This is a genomic window from Pseudomonas sp. CFBP 13711 (assembly GCF_014842265.1).
Classification (GTDB): Bacteria; Pseudomonadota; Gammaproteobacteria; order Pseudomonadales; family Pseudomonadaceae; genus Aquipseudomonas.
Genome location: NZ_JACYVI010000005.1, coordinates 152,631 through 171,962 on the forward strand (window position 1 = coordinate 152,631; position 19,332 = coordinate 171,962).

Annotated in this window: 18 protein-coding genes; 10 read left to right on the forward strand and 8 right to left on the reverse strand. The window is 61.4% G+C overall.

All coding sequences use genetic code 11. The features are described from left to right. Positions 1-54 precede the first annotated feature (54 nt). The gene (locus tag IFT47_RS11670; RefSeq protein ID WP_192171450.1) at positions 55-1,548 is read left to right on the forward strand and encodes an aldehyde dehydrogenase; all 1,494 of its coding nucleotides are present in this window, start codon (positions 55-57) and stop codon (positions 1,546-1,548) included. 108 nt (positions 1,549-1,656) lie between these two features. Then, positions 1,657-2,802: an MFS transporter gene (locus tag IFT47_RS11675; protein ID WP_172610268.1), complete on the forward strand. Its 1,146-nt coding sequence runs from the start codon at positions 1,657-1,659 to the stop codon at positions 2,800-2,802. On the opposite strand, the gene IFT47_RS11680 is transcribed toward IFT47_RS11675, so the two are convergent. Then, positions 2,799-4,388, reverse strand: coding sequence for a phospholipase D family protein (locus IFT47_RS11680; RefSeq protein ID WP_192171449.1), 1,590 nt, complete (start codon positions 4,386-4,388; stop codon positions 2,799-2,801). The two genes, IFT47_RS11675 and IFT47_RS11680, sit on opposite strands and share 4 nt — an antisense overlap. A 92-nt stretch (positions 4,389-4,480) precedes the next feature. Further along, on the reverse strand, positions 4,481-5,908 hold the full coding sequence (locus IFT47_RS11685; protein WP_192171448.1) for an aminotransferase-like domain-containing protein: 1,428 nt from the start codon (positions 5,906-5,908) through the stop codon (positions 4,481-4,483). A gap of 178 nt (positions 5,909-6,086) precedes the next feature. Here IFT47_RS11685 and IFT47_RS11690 point away from each other — a divergent pair, with 178 nt between their 5' ends. Next, entirely contained in the window at positions 6,087-6,320 is a 234-nt protein-coding gene (locus IFT47_RS11690; RefSeq protein ID WP_122534158.1) for a DUF1127 domain-containing protein, read from the forward strand. A 38-nt stretch (positions 6,321-6,358) separates the two neighbouring features. Here the strand turns inward: IFT47_RS11690 and IFT47_RS11695 are convergent, their stop codons facing one another. Beyond that, complete coding sequence (locus IFT47_RS11695) at positions 6,359-7,669, reverse strand: NAD(P)/FAD-dependent oxidoreductase (protein WP_192171447.1); 1,311 nt, start codon at positions 7,667-7,669, stop codon at positions 6,359-6,361. Between the two features lie 153 nt (positions 7,670-7,822). Here IFT47_RS11695 and IFT47_RS11700 point away from each other — a divergent pair, with 153 nt between their 5' ends. Beyond that, positions 7,823-8,176, forward strand: a complete 354-nt coding sequence (locus IFT47_RS11700; RefSeq protein ID WP_192171446.1) for a YkgJ family cysteine cluster protein — start codon at positions 7,823-7,825, stop codon at positions 8,174-8,176. Positions 8,177-8,210: 34 nt separating this feature from the next. Here the strand turns inward: IFT47_RS11700 and dadR are convergent, their stop codons facing one another. Then, the gene (gene dadR, locus IFT47_RS11705; RefSeq protein ID WP_065988245.1) at positions 8,211-8,699 is read right to left on the reverse strand and encodes a transcriptional regulator DadR; all 489 of its coding nucleotides are present in this window, start codon (positions 8,697-8,699) and stop codon (positions 8,211-8,213) included. Positions 8,700-8,853: 154 nt separating this feature from the next. Here dadR and dadA point away from each other — a divergent pair, with 154 nt between their 5' ends. From dadA to IFT47_RS11735, 6 genes are all read left to right on the forward strand, one after another. Next, complete coding sequence (gene dadA, locus IFT47_RS11710) at positions 8,854-10,155, forward strand: D-amino acid dehydrogenase (protein ID WP_192171445.1); 1,302 nt, start codon at positions 8,854-8,856, stop codon at positions 10,153-10,155. Further along, a complete protein-coding gene (locus IFT47_RS11715; RefSeq protein WP_192171444.1) occupies positions 10,127-10,480 on the forward strand; it encodes a RidA family protein in 354 nt (117 codons plus the stop codon). The genes dadA and IFT47_RS11715 overlap by 29 nt, the downstream gene beginning before the upstream one ends. Before the next feature lie 44 nt (positions 10,481-10,524). Then, a complete protein-coding gene (gene alr, locus IFT47_RS11720; protein WP_192171443.1) occupies positions 10,525-11,598 on the forward strand; it encodes an alanine racemase in 1,074 nt (357 codons plus the stop codon). A gap of 160 nt (positions 11,599-11,758) precedes the next feature. Further along, entirely contained in the window at positions 11,759-12,307 is a 549-nt protein-coding gene (locus tag IFT47_RS11725) for a cupin domain-containing protein (protein ID WP_037016647.1), read from the forward strand. 8 nt (positions 12,308-12,315) lie between these two features. Continuing rightward, positions 12,316-12,618, forward strand: a complete 303-nt coding sequence (locus tag IFT47_RS11730; protein ID WP_192171442.1) for a DUF2845 domain-containing protein — start codon at positions 12,316-12,318, stop codon at positions 12,616-12,618. A gap of 106 nt (positions 12,619-12,724) precedes the next feature. After that, positions 12,725-14,647: an acetyl-CoA hydrolase/transferase family protein gene (locus IFT47_RS11735; protein ID WP_192171441.1), complete on the forward strand. Its 1,923-nt coding sequence runs from the start codon at positions 12,725-12,727 to the stop codon at positions 14,645-14,647. Positions 14,648-14,681: 34 nt separating this feature from the next. Here IFT47_RS11735 and IFT47_RS11740 read toward each other — a convergent pair whose 3' ends face one another. The 4 genes from IFT47_RS11740 to rep form a co-directional block, all read right to left on the reverse strand. Further along, positions 14,682-15,497, reverse strand: coding sequence for a sulfite exporter TauE/SafE family protein (locus tag IFT47_RS11740; RefSeq protein WP_192171440.1), 816 nt, complete (start codon positions 15,495-15,497; stop codon positions 14,682-14,684). Positions 15,498-15,580: 83 nt separating this feature from the next. Then, complete coding sequence (locus IFT47_RS11745) at positions 15,581-16,465, reverse strand: MBL fold metallo-hydrolase (RefSeq protein WP_192171439.1); 885 nt, start codon at positions 16,463-16,465, stop codon at positions 15,581-15,583. A 189-nt stretch (positions 16,466-16,654) separates the two neighbouring features. Further along, positions 16,655-17,224, reverse strand: a complete 570-nt coding sequence (locus IFT47_RS11750; RefSeq protein ID WP_122534147.1) for a xanthine phosphoribosyltransferase — start codon at positions 17,222-17,224, stop codon at positions 16,655-16,657. Positions 17,225-17,263: 39 nt separating this feature from the next. Beyond that, the gene (gene rep, locus IFT47_RS11755) at positions 17,264-19,273 is read right to left on the reverse strand and encodes a DNA helicase Rep (protein WP_122534146.1); all 2,010 of its coding nucleotides are present in this window, start codon (positions 19,271-19,273) and stop codon (positions 17,264-17,266) included. Between the last annotated feature and the right edge of the window lie 59 nt (positions 19,274-19,332).

Here is a 19,332-nt window from a genome sequence, read left to right on the forward strand (position 1 = left end):
TGGAGCCCGATTCGAGTGCGAAGACGTGCCTATTTCATAAGAGGAGGACGTTTCATGACCACCCTGACTCATGCTGACTGGGAACAACGCGCCCAGAATCTGAAAATCGAAGGCCGTGCTTTCATCAACGGTGAATACACAGACGCCGCATCCGGCTCGACGTTCGACTGCATCAGTCCGGTCGATGGCCGCTTCCTCGCCCACGTCGCCAGCTGTGACGCCGCCGACGCGCAACGCGCCGTTGAAAACGCCCGGGCTACGTTCAATTCCGGCGTCTGGTCGCGATTGGCGCCTGCCAAGCGCAAGGCAGCCATGCTTCGTCTGGCCGAGCTGATCAACGAGAACGTCGAAGAGCTGGCGCTGCTCGAAACCCTCGACATGGGCAAGCCGATCAGCGATTCCTATGGCATCGACATTCCCGGCTCCGCCCAGGCGTTGAGCTGGAGCGGCGAGGCCATCGACAAGCTGTATGACGAAGTGGCGCCGACCCCGCACGATCAATTGGGCTTGGTGACTCGTGAACCAATTGGCGTGGTGGCGGCCATCGTGCCGTGGAATTTCCCGCTGTTGATGGCGTCCTGGAAGCTGGGCCCTGCGCTGTCGAGCGGCAACTCGGTGATCCTCAAACCGTCGGAAAAATCCCCGCTGACCGCGATCCGCGTCGCCCAGCTCGCCATCGAAGCCGGTATTCCAGCTGGCGTGCTGAACGTCCTGCCGGGTTATGGCCACACCGTCGGTAAAGCGCTGGCGCTGCACATGGACGTCGACACGGCGGTGTTCACCGGTTCGACGAAGATTGCCAAGCAGTTGCTGATCTACTCCGGCGAATCGAACATGAAGCGCGTCTGGCTGGAAGCCGGCGGCAAGAGCCCGAACATCGTCTTCGCCGACGCGCCAGATCTGCAGGCTGCGGCGGAATCTGCGGCCAGCGCCATCGCCTTCAATCAGGGCGAAGTCTGCACGGCCGGCTCCCGTCTGTTGGTCGAGCGCTCAATCAAGGACAAATTCCTGCCGATGGTGATCGAAGCGCTGAAAGCCTGGAAGCCGGGCAACCCGCTTGATCCGGCAACCACCGTTGGCGCGCTGGTCGATACCCAGCAGATGAACACCGTACTGTCGTACATCGAAGCCGGCCACACCGACGGCGCCAAGCTCGTCGTCGGCGGCAAGCGCATTCTGCAAGAGACAGGTGGGACCTACGTTGAGCCGACGATCTTCGACGGCGTGACCAACGCGATGAAGATCGCTCAGGAAGAGATCTTCGGGCCAGTGCTCTCTGTGCTGACCTTCGATACCGCTGAAGAAGCCATTCAGATTGCCAACGACACGCCTTACGGCCTGGCCGCGGCGGTGTGGACGGCTGACTTGTCCAAGGCGCATCTGACCGCGAAGGCGTTGCGCGCTGGCAGCGTGTGGGTCAATCAGTACGATGGCGGCGACATGACTGCGCCGTTTGGTGGCTTTAAGCAGTCCGGCAACGGGCGAGACAAGTCGCTGCACGCGTTCGATAAATACACCGAGCTGAAAGCGACCTGGATCAAGCTGTAAGAGGCCGCGCGCGCTTCAACACTCAGTCGCTGTAAAAACCAACGCAGCCGGGCTTTCATCAAAGCCCGGCTGTTTTGTTTCGTCCTTTTGAGCCACAGGAGCGTGGTGATGCGTTGGGGTACTTATTTCGCTGTGCTGGCGTCGGTATTGAGCGTCGGTCTGGCGCTGGGCGTGAGCATGCCGCTGGTGTCCCTGCGGCTGGAGGCCTGGGGTTACGGTGCGTTTGCCATCGGCGTCATGGCTGCGATGCCGGCCATTGGCGTGCTGCTGGGTGCCAGCCTTGCCAGCCGGCTCGCTTCAAGACTCGGCACCGCCAACCTGATGCGGCTGTGCCTGTGGGCCGGGTCATTTTCAGTGGGTTTGCTGGCGTTACTGCCCAATTACTGGATCTGGCTGGTATTGAGGCTGATGCTCGGGACGATCCTGACCATCGTCTTCGTGCTCGGCGAGAGCTGGATCAACCAGTTGGTGATCGAACGGCTGCGCGGCAAGCTGGTGGCGCTGTACGGCAGTTCCTACGCATTGAGTCAGCTGGGCGGGCCGGTGCTGCTGGGTTTCATTGGCACGGAAGCAGATTATGGGTTTTGGGTCGGGACCCTGCTGCTGGCGGTATCGCCGTTTCTATTGCTGGGCAGAACAGGCGCGCCGAGCGCGGAATCCAGCCATGTGACGCTGCGCGATCTCGGCGGCTTCTGTCGGAGTTTGCCGGCCATTGCGTGGGCCATCGCTTTATTCGCCGGGTTTGAAGCGATGATTCTGACCTTGCTGCCGGTGTATTGCCTGCAGCAAGGTTTCACGCCTGAAGTGGCTTTGGCGATGGTCAGCACTGTGGTGGTGGGTGATGCGCTTCTGCAGCTGCCGATTGGTGCGCTGGCCGACAGGGTTTCCCGTCGGCGGCTGTTTTCCGGGTGTGCGCTGGTGCTGATGGTGTCGAGCCTGGCGATTCCGCTGCTGGTCGACACAATTGCGATCTGGCCGCTGTGGGTGCTGTTCGGCGCCAGTGCGGGCGGGCTGTTCACGCTGTCGCTGATTCTGATTGGCGAGCGCTACCGCGATGACGCTTTGGTGCGCGCCAATGCCCACGTCGCCCAGCTGTGGGGGATCGGTTGCCTGCTCGGCCCCTTGGCGGCAGGCGCTGGCAGCCAGTGGGTCAGCGGTCAGGCGCTGCCGTTGCTGATGGCGGCGGGGGCGCTGGGGTTGGTGATCCTGTCCCAGCGTCCCAAGGCCTTTGGCGCGCAGGCGGTGGCGGCTTAAAGCATCTTTTCCAGGCCGACCGCCGTGCTGAACCAAGCGTTCATCCGGCGCCACCAGTCGCCAGGCTCTTTGGACAGCGTGTGGATTTTGCCGTTGTCCTCGGTCACCCACACCAGCCGGTTGTTTTCCAGCTTGACCTGATAGCTGATGGCCGGCGCCATACCCTGAAGCGCCAGCTCGCGCAGGTATTCGGTAAGCTCGGGGCTGTCGACCAGCACGCCGACTTCGGTGTTCCACAGCACTGACCGTGGGTCGAAATTGAACGAACCCACGAACATCTTCTGGCGATCAAAGATCATCGCCTTGCTGTGCAGGCTCGATTCCGAGCCGCCCTTGATCAGGTTTGTGTGCAGAAATGCAGGTCCGCTGCCCTTGGCGTTGCTCGGATCGCCTGGCTGGCGGCGCAGTTCGAACAGCTTCACGCCGTGCTCCAGCAGCGCTCGGCGGTAGGGCGCGTAACCGCCGTGTACCGCCGGCACGTCGGTGGCCTCCAGCGAATTCGTCAGCAGGTTCACCGACACGCCTTTGTCCGAGAGTCCGGTCAGGTACACCAAGCCTTCCTGCCCGGGCACGAAGTAGGCTGAGATCAGCATCAGTTCCTTGTGCACGCCGCCCAGATCAGGACTCAATTGAGTCGCCAGCAGCAGATGCGGGTCGGGCTCGCCCCGTGACAGCACCTTGGTCGGCGCGTCCCACAACGCCTGGTTGTGCGCCCAGATCAGCTCATTGAGCCAGGTCTTCATACGCGGGTGAGTCCGATAGTCCATCAGCCGTTCATACAGGGCCTTCTTCTCAACGTGGGCCTGATCCAGCGACTCGGCCAGCAGAGCGCGCGCTTTGGTCAGATCCTTACGATCGGGTGGCCAGTAGAGGAAGTCGTTGATCGGCTTGCTGAGCGCGCTGTTCCAGTACTGATCGAAGCTGTGACCCAGCTGTTCCGCCACCGGGCCCACGCTGAGCATGTCGATGTCGGTGAAATTCAGATTGGGTTCGGCGTCGAAATACTCGTCACCCAGATTGCGCCCGCCGACGATGGCCACGGCGCCGTCGGCCAGCCACAACTTGTTGTGCATGCGGCGATGCTGCTGGGACAGATTGAACAGCCGGCCCAGGTTACGGGTGGCGCCCATGCTGCGGCCCAGATTGAGCGGATTGAACAGGCGGATCTGAAGGTTCGGGTGCGCAGCGAGTGTGGCGATGACTTCATCCAGCCCGTCGCTGGTGGTGTCGTCCAGCAGGATGCGCACGCGAACGCCGCGATCGGCAGCTTTGAGCAATTCGTCAACCAGTGCCCGCGTGCTCAGGCCGTCGTGAACGATGTAGTACTGTAGATCCAGGCTGGTTTTGGCGTTGCGAATCAGCTCGGCGCGGGCCATGAAGGCTTCGGTGCTGTTGGGCAGCAGGCGGAAGCCCGAACGGCCCTCGTGAGGCGCCGCCTGGGCCATGATCGAGCGGCCGAATGAAGACTGCGCCGCCGGCAGCGCCTGACTCGGTCCGTCAGGAGCGGGCGTGTGCGCACAACCGCTGAGGCCGAGGGCGAGAGCCAGGAGGAGGGGCACCGCCCGTAAGTTCGTCAACGCGGTCATCCGAAAATCAGTCATGGCGATATGACCGCGCTTTCTCCTAAAGGTTAAAAGCCGCAAAAGGTTAAAAGCTTCAAAAGGTTTAGCTGCAAAGGTCATGCAGGGTCGGTCCGCTGCATGAGCAGCGCCGTGGCAGCGCCGACCTTGCGCACCGCTTCCTCGATTTGCGCGGTCGGCTTGGCGGCGAAGTTCATGCGCAGGCAATTTCTGTATTTGCCGGACGCTGAAAAGATGCTGCCGACGGCAATCTGTACGCCTTGCCCCTGCAGCGCGCGGTTCAGGCGCAACGAGTCGAAGTCTTCCGGCAGCTCGATCCACAGCATGAACCCGCCCTGGGGACGACTCACACGGGTGCCTTCCGGGAAGTAACGCGTCACCCAGCCGGTCATCAGGTCGCGACTGCGCTGGTACTGGCCGCGCATCCGGCGCATGTGCGGCTCGTAGTGTCCGGCCTTGAGAAAGTCCGAAATCGCCAGCTGCGGCTGGGTCGCGGTCGAACCGGTGCTGATGTATTTCATGTGCAGCGCGCGATCGAGATAGCGACCGGGCGCGACCCAACCGACGCGCAGGCCCGGCGCCAAGGTCTTGGAAAACGAGCTGCAGAGCAGGACGCGGCCGTCTTCGTCGAAGGATTTGATCGTGCGCGGGCGAGGGTAGGTGTAGGCCAGATCGCCATACACATCGTCTTCGATGATCGCCACATCGAAGCGTTGCGCCAGGGTCAGCAGTGCGCGTTTACGGTCCTCCGGCATGATGTAGCCCAGCGGGTTGTTGCAGCTCGGCGTCAGCTGTATGGCCTTGATCGGCCACTGTTCCAGCGCCAACTCCAATGCGTCGAGGCTGATGCCGGTGAGCGGGTCGGTGGGGATTTCCAGGGCTTTCATGCCCAGCCCCTTGAGCGCCTGCATGGCGCCGTGAAAGCTGGGCGAGTCGACTGCGACGATGTCGCCCGGCTGGCACACCGAACGGATACAGATGGCCAGCGCCTCTTGGGCGCCAGTGGTGATCACCAGATCGTCCGGATCGATGTTGGTGCCGGAATCCAGCAGCAGCCGCGCGACTTGTTCCCTCAGGCAACGCCGGCCGTGGATATTGTCGTAATACAGCCCGGGCATGTCCGAGCGACGGCTGATCCTGCCCAGCGCCTGGGTCAGTGGACGCAAGGTCGGGCTGGTGACGTCGGGCATGCCGCGACCCAGCTGAACCACGTCAGGGCTGGGTGCGGCTCGTGCCAGTTCCAGCACTTGATCCCACTGAGAGATTTCCACCGGGCGCTGGGCGGGGCGGCCTATCGCAGGCAGGGCGGGCGTCTTGCGGCCAGCCGGCACGAAATACCCGGACTTGGGCCGTGGCAGCGCGAGCCCGTTGTCTTCCAGCAATCGATACGCCTGCTGCACGGTGCTCAGGCTGACGCCGTGCTCAAGACTCAACGCACGCACCGAAGGCAGCCGGTCGCCGGGGCGATAAAAGCCGTTTTCGATGCGCGTGCCGAGCAATTCGGCGAGGTTGACGTAGAGGGTCATGGCGTACTCCCACAAGGTGAGGCGATCGGTAGACCGATACAGATGTTGGGAAAATACAGCATTCAGCGCGAGAGGAAACCGATCTGTATGCAAAGAATAATAATTCTTTGGATCTGTAATGGTTTTCCATACAGACACATCATGAATCCACTCGAAACCCACCCTGAGGTGTCTGGAAATGAGCGGAATAAGTGATGTTCGGTTAACGCTGTATGCCGGTGAGCTGGTCCGGGAGCAGGACGGGAGCTCGCGCATTAGTGCGCCGGAAGGATTAGGGATGTGGGGGCTGTTTCAGCATCGCCTGGCCAGTCGGCGCGCGTTGTTGAAACTGACTGACGAGCAGTTGAAGGATATTGGCTTGAGCAGCGAGCAGGCGCGCCATGAAGGGCTCAAGCCGTTCTGGCGCGAATGAGGGCTGTTACGCAGTCGGCCTCACAGGGGCGAGTCCGGTTACACCAGCTCTTTAAAGCGGTGCCACAACATCCCCAGCGCCAGTAGCGGCGAGCGCAAATGTTTACCGCCGGGGAAGGTGATGTGAGGGACTTTGGCAAAGAGCTCGAACCCGCCGCTGTGTTGGCCGCTGATGGCCTCAGCCAGCAACTTGCCGGCCAGATGCGTTGCGTTCAGCCCGTGCCCCGCGTACGCCTGGGCGTAGAACACGTTTGGATGCGTGTGCAGTCGCCCGATCTGCGGCAAGCGATTGGCGCCGATGCCGATCATCCCGCCCCACTTAAAATCGATCTTCACGTCTTTGAGCTGAGGGAACACCTTGAGCATCTTCGGCTGCATGTACGCTGCAATGTCGCTCGGGTCGCGGCCTGAATAGTGACAGGCGCCGCCGAACAGCAAGCGTCGATCAGCCGACAGCCGAAAATAATCCACCGCCACACGCTGATCGCACATCGCGGTATTGCGCGGAATCAGTTGGCTGGCGAGCTCTTCGCTCAGTGGCTCGGTGGCGATGAGGTAACTGCCGGCGGGCAAGACCTTGCCGCTCAACTCCCCATCGAGCTCGTTGAGATACGCATTGCAGCCCAGCACCAGCGTGCTGGCGCGCACCCGCCCTTGAGCTGTATGAATGTTGACCTCTGTGCCATATTCCAGCCGCGTCGCTGCCGAGTGTTCGAACACCTGCACGCCCAGTGACTGAGCGATGGCGGCTTCTGCCAGCGCCAGGTTGAGCGGATGCAGATGGCCCGAGCCCATGTCCAGCATCGCGCCGGCATAGTTGGGTGAGCCGATGACGCTGCTGAGGTTGCCCGCTTCAATCAATTCCAGCGGGTGTCGATAACCCAGGCTTCGCAGCTCTTCGGCGTCTTTGGCAAAACCCTCGAACTCCTTGGGCTTGTTCGCCAGATCGCAGTAGCCCCAGGTCAGGTCGCAGTCGATCTGGTATTTGCTGACGCGCTCGCGGACGATTTCCACCGCTTCGAGGCCCATCAGCTTGAGCTGGCGCACGCCGTCCTCGCCGATGACATTGCTGAACTGGTCCACATCGTGGCCGACGCCGCGGATTAACTGCCCGCCATTACGACCGCTCGCGCCCCAGCCGATCTTGTGTGCTTCCAGCAGCACCACGTTCAAGCCGCGTTCAGCCAGCTCGATCGCCGTGTTCAGCCCGGAAAACCCGCCGCCGATGATGCAGACGTCGGTTTTGATCTCGCCGTGCAGGGCAGGGTGGTCAGGCTGAGCATGGCGGGTGGCGGCGTAGTAAGAGGCCGCGTGATCAGACAATCCGGGCTGGGGAGACCGAGCATTCATGTTGAATATCCCGAGAACACTGTTTGGAAAATTTTACGGAGGGTAGCGGGGTGAATGAATCCGGGCAAGAAAATGCCAGTGCATGATCATCCGGGTGTAAGTCCCGGAGGCGCTGGGGCACAATCAGCACCTTTCACAGGGGAAACTGCCGCGATGGGCTGCAACAGCGAGAAAATCCGCGATCTGCGGCGGCAGATTCCGTCGTTCGAATGCGTCCCGGGTTGCCACGATTGCTGTGGGCCGGTGACCACGTCGTCCGAAGAGATGTCGCGCTTGCCGCGCAAGACACCAGCCGAGCAGGAAGCGGCGTTCAACGAGCTGAACTGCGTACACCTGGGGCCCCACGGCTGCACCGTGTATGACGAGCGGCCGCTGATTTGTCGCCTGTTCGGCACCACAAAAACCCTGCCATGCCCCAACGGTCGCCGCCCTGAGGTCCTGATTCACCCGCGCGCCGAGAAGCAGGTGCATGAGTTCATCGCCTCGACGCGGCAGGTCCTGGTTTAGCCGAAGCCATTTGCGGTGCGCCGGTTTCGGATGCTTATTCCGGAATCGGCAGGCACAAACTCTCCTTCACCTCTTCCATCACGATGTAGCTCTTGGACTCCCGCACGTGGGGCAGCTTGAGCAGGATATCGCCCAGCAGCTTGCGGTACGACGCCATCTCGGAAATCCGCGCTTTCACCAGATAGTCGAAATCCCCTGACACCAGATGGCATTCCAGCACGTGGGGCAGTTTGAGCACCGCGCGGCGGAATTCTTCAAAGGTGTCACCGGACTTGTAGTCCAGGCTGATCTCGACAAACACCAACAAGCTGGCTTTGAGGTTCTGCGGATTGAGGCGGGCGTTGTAGCCCATGATGATGCCTTCACGCTCCAGACGCCGGACCCGCTCCGTACACGGCGTGGTAGACAGCCCGACGCGTTCGCCCAGTTCGGTGAAGGAGATCCGGCCGTCGTTTTGCAGGATGCGCAGGATATTGCGGTCGATCTTGTCCAGCTCGCGTTTGGACTGGTGCTGAGTACGCATCGAAGAGCCCTCTGCCAAAGCGTCGGTTGCCGAGAAGAAATGCCGAATATAGGCGTTTATATAGTCAAAAGCACTGCTCACGCCTTTTTATACTGCGCACATCCTTGCTTAAAACTTGAAAACGTCAGCGGATATCCGCGATGAGGGAATCAACATGCGCGTTCTGGTCCTTGGAAGTGGCGTAATCGGTACCACCAGTGCGTATTACCTGGCGCGTGCGGGCTTCGAGGTGACGGTCGTTGACCGTCAACCGGCCGCGGCCATGGAAACCAGTTTCGCCAACGCCGGGCAGGTGTCGCCGGGCTACGCCTCCCCATGGGCGGCACCGGGTGTGCCGCTCAAGGCCCTCAAATGGTTGCTGCAGCGCCATGCGCCGCTGGCAATCAAGGCGACGGCCGATGTCGATCAATACCTGTGGATGGCGCAGATGCTGCGCAACTGCACCCAGAACCGTTATGCGGTCAACAAAGAGCGCATGGTTCGCCTCTCCGAATACAGCCGCGACTGCCTCGATGAGCTGCGTGCCGAGACCGGCATTGCCTACGAAGGTCGCAGCCTCGGCACCACCCAGCTGTTCCGCACTCAGGAGCAACTGGATAACGCCGCCAAGGACATCGCCGTGCTCGAACAGGCCGGCGTGCCCTATGAAGTACTCGACCGTGAAGGCATTGCCCGGGTTGAACCGGCCCTGGCCAGCGTCAGCAATATCCTCAGTGGGGCACTGCGTCTTCCGAACGATCAGACCGGCGACTGCCAGCTGTTCACCACGCGTCTGGCCGAAATGTGCGTGAAGCTGGGCGTTGAGTTCCGCTTCGGCCAGTCCATCGAGTCCATTGATTTCGCCGGCGACACCATCAAGGGCGTGCGCATCAATGGCACGCTCGAAACCGCTGACCGCTACGTGCTGGCGCTTGGCAGCTACTCGCCGCAACTGCTCAAGCCGCTTGGCATCAAGGCGCCGGTTTATCCGCTCAAGGGCTACTCGCTGACGGTGCCGATCACCGACCCGGCGATGGCGCCGACTTCGACCATTCTCGACGAGACCTACAAGGTCGCGATTACCCGCTTCGACAATCGCATTCGTGTGGGCGGCATGGCCGAGATCGCCGGTTTCGACCTGTCGCTTAATCCTCGTCGCCGCGAGACCCTGGAGATGATCGTCAACGATCTCTATCCTCACGGCGGCGACCTGCAGCAGGCCAGCTTCTGGACCGGTCTGCGCCCGACGACGCCGGACGGAACACCTATCGTCGGCGCAACGCCTTACCGCAATCTGTTCCTCAACACCGGCCACGGCACGTTGGGTTGGACGATGGCCTGCGGTTCAGGCAGATTGCTGGCTGACCTGATCGCGCGCAAAACGCCGCAGATCAGTGCTGAAGGCCTCGATATTTCCCGTTACGGCAGTTCCAAGGAGATCGCAAAACATGTCCATTCAGCGCCAGCTCACCAATGAGCGCATGAGCCAGTTGGTCGTCCATAACGGCACCGTTTATCTTGCCGGGCAAGTGGCCGACGACATGGCAGCGGGGATTGAGCAGCAGACCCGCGAGACGCTTCACAACATTGAGCGATTGCTGGACCTGGCCGGTACCGACAAGACCCGCATTCTGTCGGTGACGATCTACCTGAAAGACATCGATGCACACTTTGCCGGCATGAACAGCGTCTGGGACACCTGGCTGCCGAGGGGCCTTGCCCCTGCGCGTGCAACGGTTGAAGCCAAGCTGTGCGAGCCTGAGATTCTGGTTGAACTGTCGGTGGTTGCGGCGCTGCCGTAGCTCACCCACCTATATCCATCTATTGACCGACAAGAAGCCCCAGCATGCGTCCAGCCCGCGCCCTTATCGACCTTCAGGCCTTGCGCCACAACTACCAACTGGCGCGCGACACCGCTGGCGCCAAGGCGCTTGCCGTGATCAAGGCGGATGCCTACGGCCACGGCGCGGTGCAGGTTGCGCAGGCGCTGGAATCCGAGGCCGATGGCTTTGCCGTGGCGTGCATTGAAGAAGCGCTGGAGCTGCGTCAGGCCGGGATCAAAGCACCGATTCTGCTGCTGGAGGGTTTTTTCGAGGCCGACGAACTGGCGCTGATCGTCGAGCATGATTTCTGGTGCGTGGTGCATTCCCTCTGGCAACTCGATGCCATCGAGCAAACCGCACTCGGCAAGTCGCTGAACGTGTGGCTGAAGATGGATTCGGGCATGCACCGCGTTGGCATTCACCCGGCGGATTTTCAGGCGGCCCATCAGCGGCTGCTGAACAGCGGCAAAGCCGCGAAGATTGTCTTGATGACCCACTTCGCCCGCGCCGACGAACTCGACAGCGCGCGCACCGATCAGCAAGTGGCCATTTTTCAATCGGCCCGTGCCGGTCTGACCGCCGAACTCAGCCTGCGCAATTCCCCAGCCGTCATGGGCTGGCCCAGCGTGCCAAGTGATTGGGTCCGTCCGGGGATCATGCTTTACGGCGCGACGCCGTTTGATCAGCCGCAATCGGTCGCCGATCGTTTGCAGCCGGTCATGACCCTGGAATCCCGCGTCATCTGCGTGCGTGACCTGCCCGTCGGTGAGCCAGTGGGCTACGGCGGTACATTCGTCGCCGAGCGCAACATGCGCATTGGTGTGGTCGCGATGGGCTATGCCGACGGCTATCCGCGGCAGGCGCCTACCGGAACCCCCGTGATGGTCGACGGGCATCGCAGCCAGTTGCTCGGGCGTGTGTCGATGGACATGCTCTGTGTCGACCTCACCGACGTGCCGGGCGCAGGGCTGGGCAGCCGCGTCGAGCTGTGGGGCAAGAACATCCTCATCAGCGACCTTGCGTCCAGCGCGGGCATGATTCCGTACCAGATTCTGTGCAATCTGAAACGCGTGCCAAGGCTCTATTCCGGGGCCTGATCGCCGCTCGCCAATCCCCTGCAAACCACTCCTTCGCGGCCAGTCACGGCCGCCAGTCCCTTTGCTGATCCGGCCATGGGCTCAAGTGTTGTAAATACTGAACGCTGTTGCCATGATGGCGGCCACTTGACCCAACTTGATCATCAGGAGGACTCCCGCATTGGACGTCGGTGAACGACTGCAATCCATTCGTAAACTCAAAGGTCTGTCCCAGCGTGAACTCGCCAAACGAGCGGGCGTGACCAACAGCACCATCTCCATGATCGAGAAGAACAGCGTCAGCCCCTCGATCAGCTCCCTGCGCAAGGTGCTGGGCGGCATACCGATGTCCATGGTGGAGTTCTTTTCCGAAGAGCTCGAACCCGAAAATCCGACCCAAGTGGTCTATAAAGCCAGCGAACTGATCGATATCTCGGACGGTGCCGTGACCATGAAACTGGTCGGCAAATCCCATCCGAGCCGCGCCATTGCGTTCCTTTCCGAAGTCTACCCGCCGGGTGCCGACACTGGCGTCGAGATGCTCGTGCACGAGGGCGAGGAGACCGGGATTCTGGTCGAGGGCCGTCTTGAGCTGGTGGTCGGTCTGGACACCTACGTGCTCGAAGAGGGCGACAGTTACTACTTCGAGAGCTCCCGACCCCATCGCTTTCGCAACCCGTTCGACGTTCCTGCGCGACTCATCAGCGCGGCCACGCCGGCGAATTTCTGATCAGCGACATGATTAACCGAAAACTGATCTTCATCGGGCTGGCCGCCTTGCTGTTTGCCGACACTGCTGACGCGACCATGCGCTGCGGCACGGCGCTTATCAGTCTGGGGGACACCGCCGACGTGGTCCCCCAGAAGTGCGGGTCGCCCGACAGCAGTGTTGATCAAATGCCCGCGCTCAGGAGCAACGGCGTCCCGAAGCTTGGCACTGCTAAAGTCAGCTTATGGGTGTATGGCCCTCGCAACGGCGCAAAACAACACCTGCGGTTCATCGAGGACAAGTTGGTGGAAATCGAGACGAAGCGGGATTGAGTGGCCGTGTGACAGTCGTTTTTTAAGGGCGCAAGCCGCGCAGTGCAGCAAATCCCCTGAAGGCCCGGTCCAACCGCTATCAAATAACAAAATCAGGAGAGGCCGGATGCCGCATTCCTGCTCGATCGAGCAAGCTGTCGATCACGTGTTGGCTGAATTGCCGGCACACATCCATATGGGTATGCCGCTGGGGTTGGGCAAGCCCAATCGCTTCGCCAACGCGTTGTACGCCCGAATCAAATCGCTGCCCGATCGACATCTGACTATCTACACCGCGCTGTGCCTCGGGCGACCGGATGGCGGCGATGGTTTGCAGGGACGGTTTCTGGAGCCCTTTCTCGAGCGCGTCTTCGACGATTACCCTGAACTGGATTTCCTCACTGATCTGCGCCGGGACGACCTCCCGCCCAACATTCACGTCCAGCAGTTCTTCATGCAGCCCGGCAGCCTTCTGGGCAGTGTCGAAGCGCAGCAGGATTATGTCAGCAGCAATTACAGCCACGCTGCGCGGGACATCAACGCCAATGGTCTGAATCTGATCGCGCAGCTGATTGCCCGCGACTCCCAACGGCCCGATCACCTCAGCCTGAGCTGCAACCCCGACATCACCCTCGACCTGCTGCCCATGGTGGAAAAACGCCGTGGGTTGGGCGAGCGCATTCTGATACTCGGCCACGTCCACGCGGATCTGCCCTACATGCAGGGCGGTGCCGAGGTCAGCGCCGACACCTTCGACCTGCTGATCGAGCATGAAGAGCGCAGCACGCTGTTCTCGACGCCGAACATGCCAGTCGGTGTCCAGGATCACTTCATTGGCTTGTACGCGAGCACGCTGGTGCGCGACGGCGGTACGCTGCAGATCGGCATCGGTTCGATGGGCGACGCCCTGACCGCCGCCTTGCTTGCGCGCCAGGCCGATAACGAAACCTACCGCGCGTGCCTGGCCGAGTTGGACGGCATTTCCACCTGGAAGCCGTTGATCGAGGCGCAAGGCGGGGTGATGCCGTTCGCCACCGGGCTTTATGGCTGCAGCGAAATGCTGGTCAACGGCCTGCTGGTGCTGCTGGACGCGGGGATCATCCGCCGTAAGGTGTACGCCGACGTCGAGCTGCAGCAAATGGCCAACGACGGGGTTCTGGACGAATCGATTTATAGCGACGGCGTGTTGATTCACGGCGGCTTCTTTCTCGGGCCGCGCAGCTTCTACGAGCGGCTGCGGGAATTCACGCCGGCGCAGATCGCGCAGATCAACATGACCGCGATCAGTTACATCAACGAGCTATACGGCGACGAGACGCTCAAGCGCCTGCAACGGCGGGATGCACGATTCATCAACAGTTGTTTCACCGTGACGTTGCTGGGCGCAGCGGTCTCCGATCAATTGGCCGACGGCCGTGTGGTCAGCGGTGTGGGCGGGCAGTACAACTTCGTCGCTCAGGGCCATGCGCTGGACGGCGCGCGTTCCGTGCTGATTCTGCGCAGCTGGCGTGAATCGGGTGGGGAGGTCAATTCCAATATCGTCTGGGACTATGCGCACACGACGATCCCTAGGCATCTGCGCGACATCGTCGTCACTGAATATGGCATCGCCGACCTGCGCGGCAAAACCGACGCGGCGGTGATCGAGGCGCTGCTCAACATCAGCGATTCACGCTTCCAGCCGGGCCTGATCGATCAGGCGCAAAAGGCTGGCAAGCTGCCGAAGGATTTCCGCCTTGATCCGCTGTTCAGCCAGAACACGCCCGAGCGGCTGAAGGACATCCGCGACCAGTTCCCGTCGCTGTTCATCGAGTACCCGCTGGGCAGCGATTTCACGGCTGAAGAGCGCGATCTGCTCCGTGCATTGAACTGGTTGAAGAGCAAGTTCAAGCTCACGGAAATCATCGAGCTGGGCAAGGCCACGCTGGAAGCGCCTGACGCGAGCGCCTATCCGGAGCATTTGCAGCGCATGGGCCTCGATCATCCGCAGGGGTTGCGAGAAGAGCTGTATCAGCGGCTGGTGCTGGCGGGGTTGCAGGCGACGGCTTAGGCCCGATGTTTCCCACGTTTACTGAAGCATCCGTTCAGCCGAGGGTTTTGATCACCAGTAGCACGGCAGCAACGAAGCCGCTAACGGCAAACAGCTGCTGCAACCGCGGGCCGGCGAGGTAACGGCTGACCTGTCTGCCGACTACCAGTCCGGCGACGGCCCCTACGGCGAACGGCAGCCCCACAGTCCAATGCATCGCGCCGCTGATGGTGGCGGTGATCACGCTGCCGGTCGAGACCAGGGCGATCACCGCCAGCGACGTGGCGACGATGCTCTTCATCTCAAGGTCGGTGTATCGGGTCAATGCCGGCACGATGACGAAGCCGCCACCCACACCGAGCAATCCTGACAACAGCCCGGCCAATGCACCGGTCGCCGCCAGTGACCGAGCGCAAGGCAGGGTCCAGCGCAGCCGACCCACCAGCGGATTGACTACGCAGGGCCTGAATGCCCCACGATCCGGCGGTTTGCCGTGGCGCAGTTCGTGAGCGGCTTTGCGGTAGATCCGCCCGCACACATAAAACAGAATCAGCGCAAACCCCAACGCCAGCGGCGCATTGGGCAGCTGGTGCGCCAGCCACAGCCCTACCGGCGACAGCGCGATGCCAATGATTGCGATGAAAATGGCCGCACGGTAACGGACGATACCCTGGCGCAGCCCAAGCGCTGCACCGACGGCCGAAGCCAGGCCGACCGCCAAAAGGCCCACCGGCGCGGCTTCGATCATCGTCAGGCCCAGCCCGAAAACCAGCAGCGGCACCGCAAGAATGCCGCCACCGGCGCCCGTCAATCCCAATACCGCGCCAATGATCGTACCGAGGCCGGCTCCGATCAGTTCGTGTTCATTCATCGTAAGTGAGCAAGTTCCGTGGGGGCTGTCAGGAGGTAGCTGTTCAGGGTGTGAGCGCGCTTGATCGGCGCGCTCGGCAGGGTTTACAGCGCATTGATCGGGACCTTCAGGTAGCGCACGCCGTTGTCTTCCGCTTCCGGCAGGTTGCCGCCGCGCATGTTGATCTGCACCGAAGGCAGGATCAGCATCGGCATGTCGAGGGTGGCATCGCGCTTCTCGCGCATCTCGACGAAAGCGTCCTCGTCGATGCCTTCGCGCACATGGATGTTGCTGGCGCGTTGCTCGGCGACGGTGGTCATGAACATCAGCTCACGGCCATTGGGCAGGTAGTCGTGGCACATGAACAGACGCGTCTGTGGCGGCAGGCCGAGAATTCGGCCGACCGAGCGATACAGCGTGCGCGCATCGGCGCCGGGGAAGTCGCAACGGGCGGTGCCGTAGTCGGGCATGAACAGCGTATCGCCGACAAACGCCACGGCTTCATCGCCGGCTTCAATCACGTACGTCATGCACGCCGGCGTGTGGCCAGGGGTGTGCATGGCTCTGGCCCGCAGCTTGCCGATCTGAAAGTGCGCGTCATCTTCCAGCAACCGGTCGAACTGGCTGCCGTCGCGGGCAAAGTCGCCTTTGGCGTTGAACAGCGTGCCGAAGACTTTCTGCACGCGGGTGATGTGGCTGCCAATGGCGACGGTGCCGCCGAGCTGTTCTTTCAGGTAGGCCGCTGCCGAAACGTGATCGGCGTGGACGTGGGTTTCCAGAATCCACTGCACCGACACGCCCAGCTCGCGAACCCTCTCGATCAGCTTGTCGGCGGACTGCGTGCTGGTGCGCCCGGATTTCGGGTCGTAATCCAGCACGCTGTCGATCAGCGCGGCTTGAAGCGTAGAGCGGTCAATGACCAGGTAACTGATGGTCGAGGTCTGCGGATCAAAGAACGCCTCTACGCTCAGTTTTTCGCCAATTTCCATAACGTGTCTCCTGTTCTACTGACCGCAAGAAATCTGTGGGAGTCGAGCTTGCTCGCGAAGGGGCCGGTACATTCACAGTGACCTCTGCGCCTGACAGTCTGTCTTCGTGAGCACGCTCACTCCCACGGGGTTGCGCGTTTGCTGGCTCAAAGCGCGGCGTCCGCTGCGCACCCCAGAGGTGAATCCGGATCAGACAAACGTCACAACGCCATCTTTCAACGACTGTACGCGAGCCAGTGACTCTACACGATAGCCCTGGCCGTCCAGTTCAGCGCGGCCGCCCTGGAACGACTTCTCGATCACGATACCCAGGCCGGCGACGGTTGCGCCCGCTTGCTTGATGATCGAGATCAGCGCCTGGGACGCCTTACCATTGGCGAGGAAGTCGTCGATGATCAACACCCGATCGCTGCTGTTCAGGTGACGGGTAGAAATGGCGATGGTGCTTTCGGTCTGCTTGGTGAACGAATACACCGATGCAGAAAACATGTTCTCGGTGAGGGTCAGAGACTGATGCTTGCGCGCGAAGATCACCGGGATGCCCATCTTCAGACCGGTCATGACTGCAGGGGCGATGCCGGAAGCCTCGATGGTGACGATCTTGGTAATGCCGGAGCCCGCGAACAGCGCGGCGAATTCGTCACCGATCTGCTGCATCAGCACCGGGTCGATCTGATGGTTTAGAAACGCGTCGACCTTCAATACCTGATCGGAAAGCACGATGCCTTCTTCGCGAATTTTCTTGTGCAGTGCTTCCACGTGGGTGGTCCTCAGAGCGCGATGTGCGCGAAATGAACGTTATCTTTTCAGCATGGCGCGTATGTCCGCCAGGGCTGTATTGCCGCGTACGGCTTTGACTTCGACGGGCGTGTCATCGTTGCCTTCCCAGGCGAGATCGTCCGGCGGCAGTTCGTCGAGGAACCGGCTCGGCAGGCAATCGATGATTTCGCCGTACTGCTTACGTTTGGCGGCGAAGGTGAACGCCAGCGTCTGCCGCGCGCGGGTGATGCCCACGTAGGCCAGGCGGCGTTCTTCTTCGATGGTATCGGCCTCGATGCTGGAGCGGTGCGGGAGGATTTCCTCTTCCATGCCCATGATGAACACGTACGGAAACTCCAGCCCCTTGGAGGCGTGCAGGGTCATCATCTGCACGCCTTCGGCGCCGTCTTCCTCTTCCTGCTGACGTTCGAGCATGTCGCGCAGAACCAGTTTGCCGATGGCCTCCTCGATGGTCATGCCGCCTTCTTCGTCTTTCTCCAGCGTGTTCTTCAGCGCCTCGATCAGGAACCACACGTTGCCCATGCGGTAGTCGGCGGCCTTGTCGCTGGAGCTGTTCTGACGAATCCAGTTTTCGTAATCGATGTCCATGACCATGCTGCGCAAAGCGGCGATAGGGTCCTGCGTCGCGCATTGCTGGCGCACGCCGTCCATCCAGTGCTTGAAGCGTCTGAGGCGATCGGTGAAGCGGGCGTCCAGATGCTCGCCCAGGCCGATCTCGTCGGTGGCGGCGTACATCGACACCTTGCGTTCGGTCGAGTAGTTGCCCAGCTTTTCAAGGGTGGTCGAGCCGATTTCCCGGCGCGGCACGTTGATCACGCGCAGGAAGGCGTTGTCGTCATCCGGGTTCACCAGTAAGCGGAAGTAGGCCATCAGGTCTTTCACTTCCTGACGTCCAAAGAAGCTGTTGCCCCCGGACAGCCGGTACGGAATCTGATGGTGCTGCAGCTTCAGCTCGATCAGCTTGGCCTGATAGTTACCGCGATAGAGGATTGCGAAGTCGCTGTACGGCCGGTCGGTGCGCAGGTGCAGGCTGAGGATTTCGATGGCAACGCGCTCGGCTTCGGCGTCTTCGTTCTTGCAGCGAATCACGCGGATTTCATCGCCGTGACCCATCTCGCTCCAGAGTTGTTTCTCGAACGCGTGGGGGTTGTTGGCGATCAGCACGTTGGCGCAGCGCAAGATGCGGCTGGTGGAGCGGTAGTTCTGCTCCAGCATCACCACTTTCAGCGACGGGTAATCGTCCTTGAGCAGCATCAGGTTTTCCGGCCGCGCGCCGCGCCAGGCGTAGATCGACTGGTCGTCGTCGCCCACAACGGTGAACTGGCAGCGCGTGCCGATGAGCATCTTCACCAGCAGGTACTGGCTGGCGTTGGTGTCCTGGTATTCGTCGACGAGCAGGTAGCGCACCTTGTGCTGCCACTTTTCGAGAATGTCGGCGTGCTCCTCGAACAGCTTCACCGGCAGCAGAATCAGGTCGTCGAAATCCACCGCGTTGTACGCCTTCAGCGTGCGCTGGTAGTGGCTGTAGACGATGGCGGCGGTCTGCTCCTTGGGGTTGCGCGAATTGGCGAGGGCTTCGGGCGGCAGGATCAATTCGTTTTTCCAGGCGCCGATCATGTTCTTGATCTCGTCGACGCCGTCGTCGCCCGAGTATTCCTTTTGCATGATGTCGGTCATCAGCGCTTTGACGTCGGTCTCGTCAAAGATCGAGAATCCGGGCTTGTAGCCCAACCGGGCGTGTTCCTTGCGGATGATGTTCAGGCCCAGGTTGTGGAACGTCGAGACGGTCAGGCCGCGCCCCTCGCCAGCGCGCAAAAGGGTACCGACGCGCTCTTTCATCTCCCGCGCCGCCTTGTTGGTAAAGGTCATGGCGACGATGTACTGGGCACGGATGCCGCAGTTCTGGATGAGGTGGGCAATCTTGCGTGTGATCACGCTGGTCTTGCCGGAGCCAGCGCCGGCGAGCACCAAAAGAGGGCCGCCGACGTAGTTCACGGCTTCCTGTTGCCGGGGATTGAGTCGGGACATGGGGAAAAATGGGGTCGCCTGGAAAAGGGCGGGCATTTTAACAGGGTCAGCGGATTGTG

Excerpts from the sequence above, each read along its gene's own strand:
- IFT47_RS11670 (WP_192171450.1), top strand. The coding sequence starts at position 55 with ATGACCACCCTGACTCATGCTGACTGGGAACAACGCGCCCAGAATCTG.
- IFT47_RS11675 (WP_172610268.1), top strand. The coding sequence starts at position 1,657 with ATGCGTTGGGGTACTTATTTCGCTGTGCTGGCGTCGGTATTGAGCGTC.
- IFT47_RS11680 (WP_192171449.1), bottom strand. The coding sequence starts at position 4,388 with ATGACCGCGTTGACGAACTTACGGGCGGTGCCCCTCCTCCTGGCTCTC.
- IFT47_RS11685 (WP_192171448.1), bottom strand. The coding sequence starts at position 5,908 with ATGACCCTCTACGTCAACCTCGCCGAATTGCTCGGCACGCGCATCGAA.
- IFT47_RS11690 (WP_122534158.1), top strand. The coding sequence starts at position 6,087 with ATGAGCGGAATAAGTGATGTTCGGTTAACGCTGTATGCCGGTGAGCTG.
- IFT47_RS11695 (WP_192171447.1), bottom strand. The coding sequence starts at position 7,669 with ATGAATGCTCGGTCTCCCCAGCCCGGATTGTCTGATCACGCGGCCTCT.
- IFT47_RS11700 (WP_192171446.1), top strand. The coding sequence starts at position 7,823 with ATGGGCTGCAACAGCGAGAAAATCCGCGATCTGCGGCGGCAGATTCCG.
- dadR (WP_065988245.1), bottom strand. The coding sequence starts at position 8,699 with ATGCGTACTCAGCACCAGTCCAAACGCGAGCTGGACAAGATCGACCGC.
- dadA (WP_192171445.1), top strand. The coding sequence starts at position 8,854 with ATGCGCGTTCTGGTCCTTGGAAGTGGCGTAATCGGTACCACCAGTGCG.
- IFT47_RS11715 (WP_192171444.1), top strand. The coding sequence starts at position 10,127 with ATGTCCATTCAGCGCCAGCTCACCAATGAGCGCATGAGCCAGTTGGTC.
- alr (WP_192171443.1), top strand. The coding sequence starts at position 10,525 with ATGCGTCCAGCCCGCGCCCTTATCGACCTTCAGGCCTTGCGCCACAAC.
- IFT47_RS11730 (WP_192171442.1), top strand. The coding sequence starts at position 12,316 with ATGATTAACCGAAAACTGATCTTCATCGGGCTGGCCGCCTTGCTGTTT.
- IFT47_RS11735 (WP_192171441.1), top strand. The coding sequence starts at position 12,725 with ATGCCGCATTCCTGCTCGATCGAGCAAGCTGTCGATCACGTGTTGGCT.
- IFT47_RS11740 (WP_192171440.1), bottom strand. The coding sequence starts at position 15,497 with ATGAATGAACACGAACTGATCGGAGCCGGCCTCGGTACGATCATTGGC.
- IFT47_RS11745 (WP_192171439.1), bottom strand. The coding sequence starts at position 16,465 with ATGGAAATTGGCGAAAAACTGAGCGTAGAGGCGTTCTTTGATCCGCAG.
- rep (WP_122534146.1), bottom strand. The coding sequence starts at position 19,273 with ATGTCCCGACTCAATCCCCGGCAACAGGAAGCCGTGAACTACGTCGGC.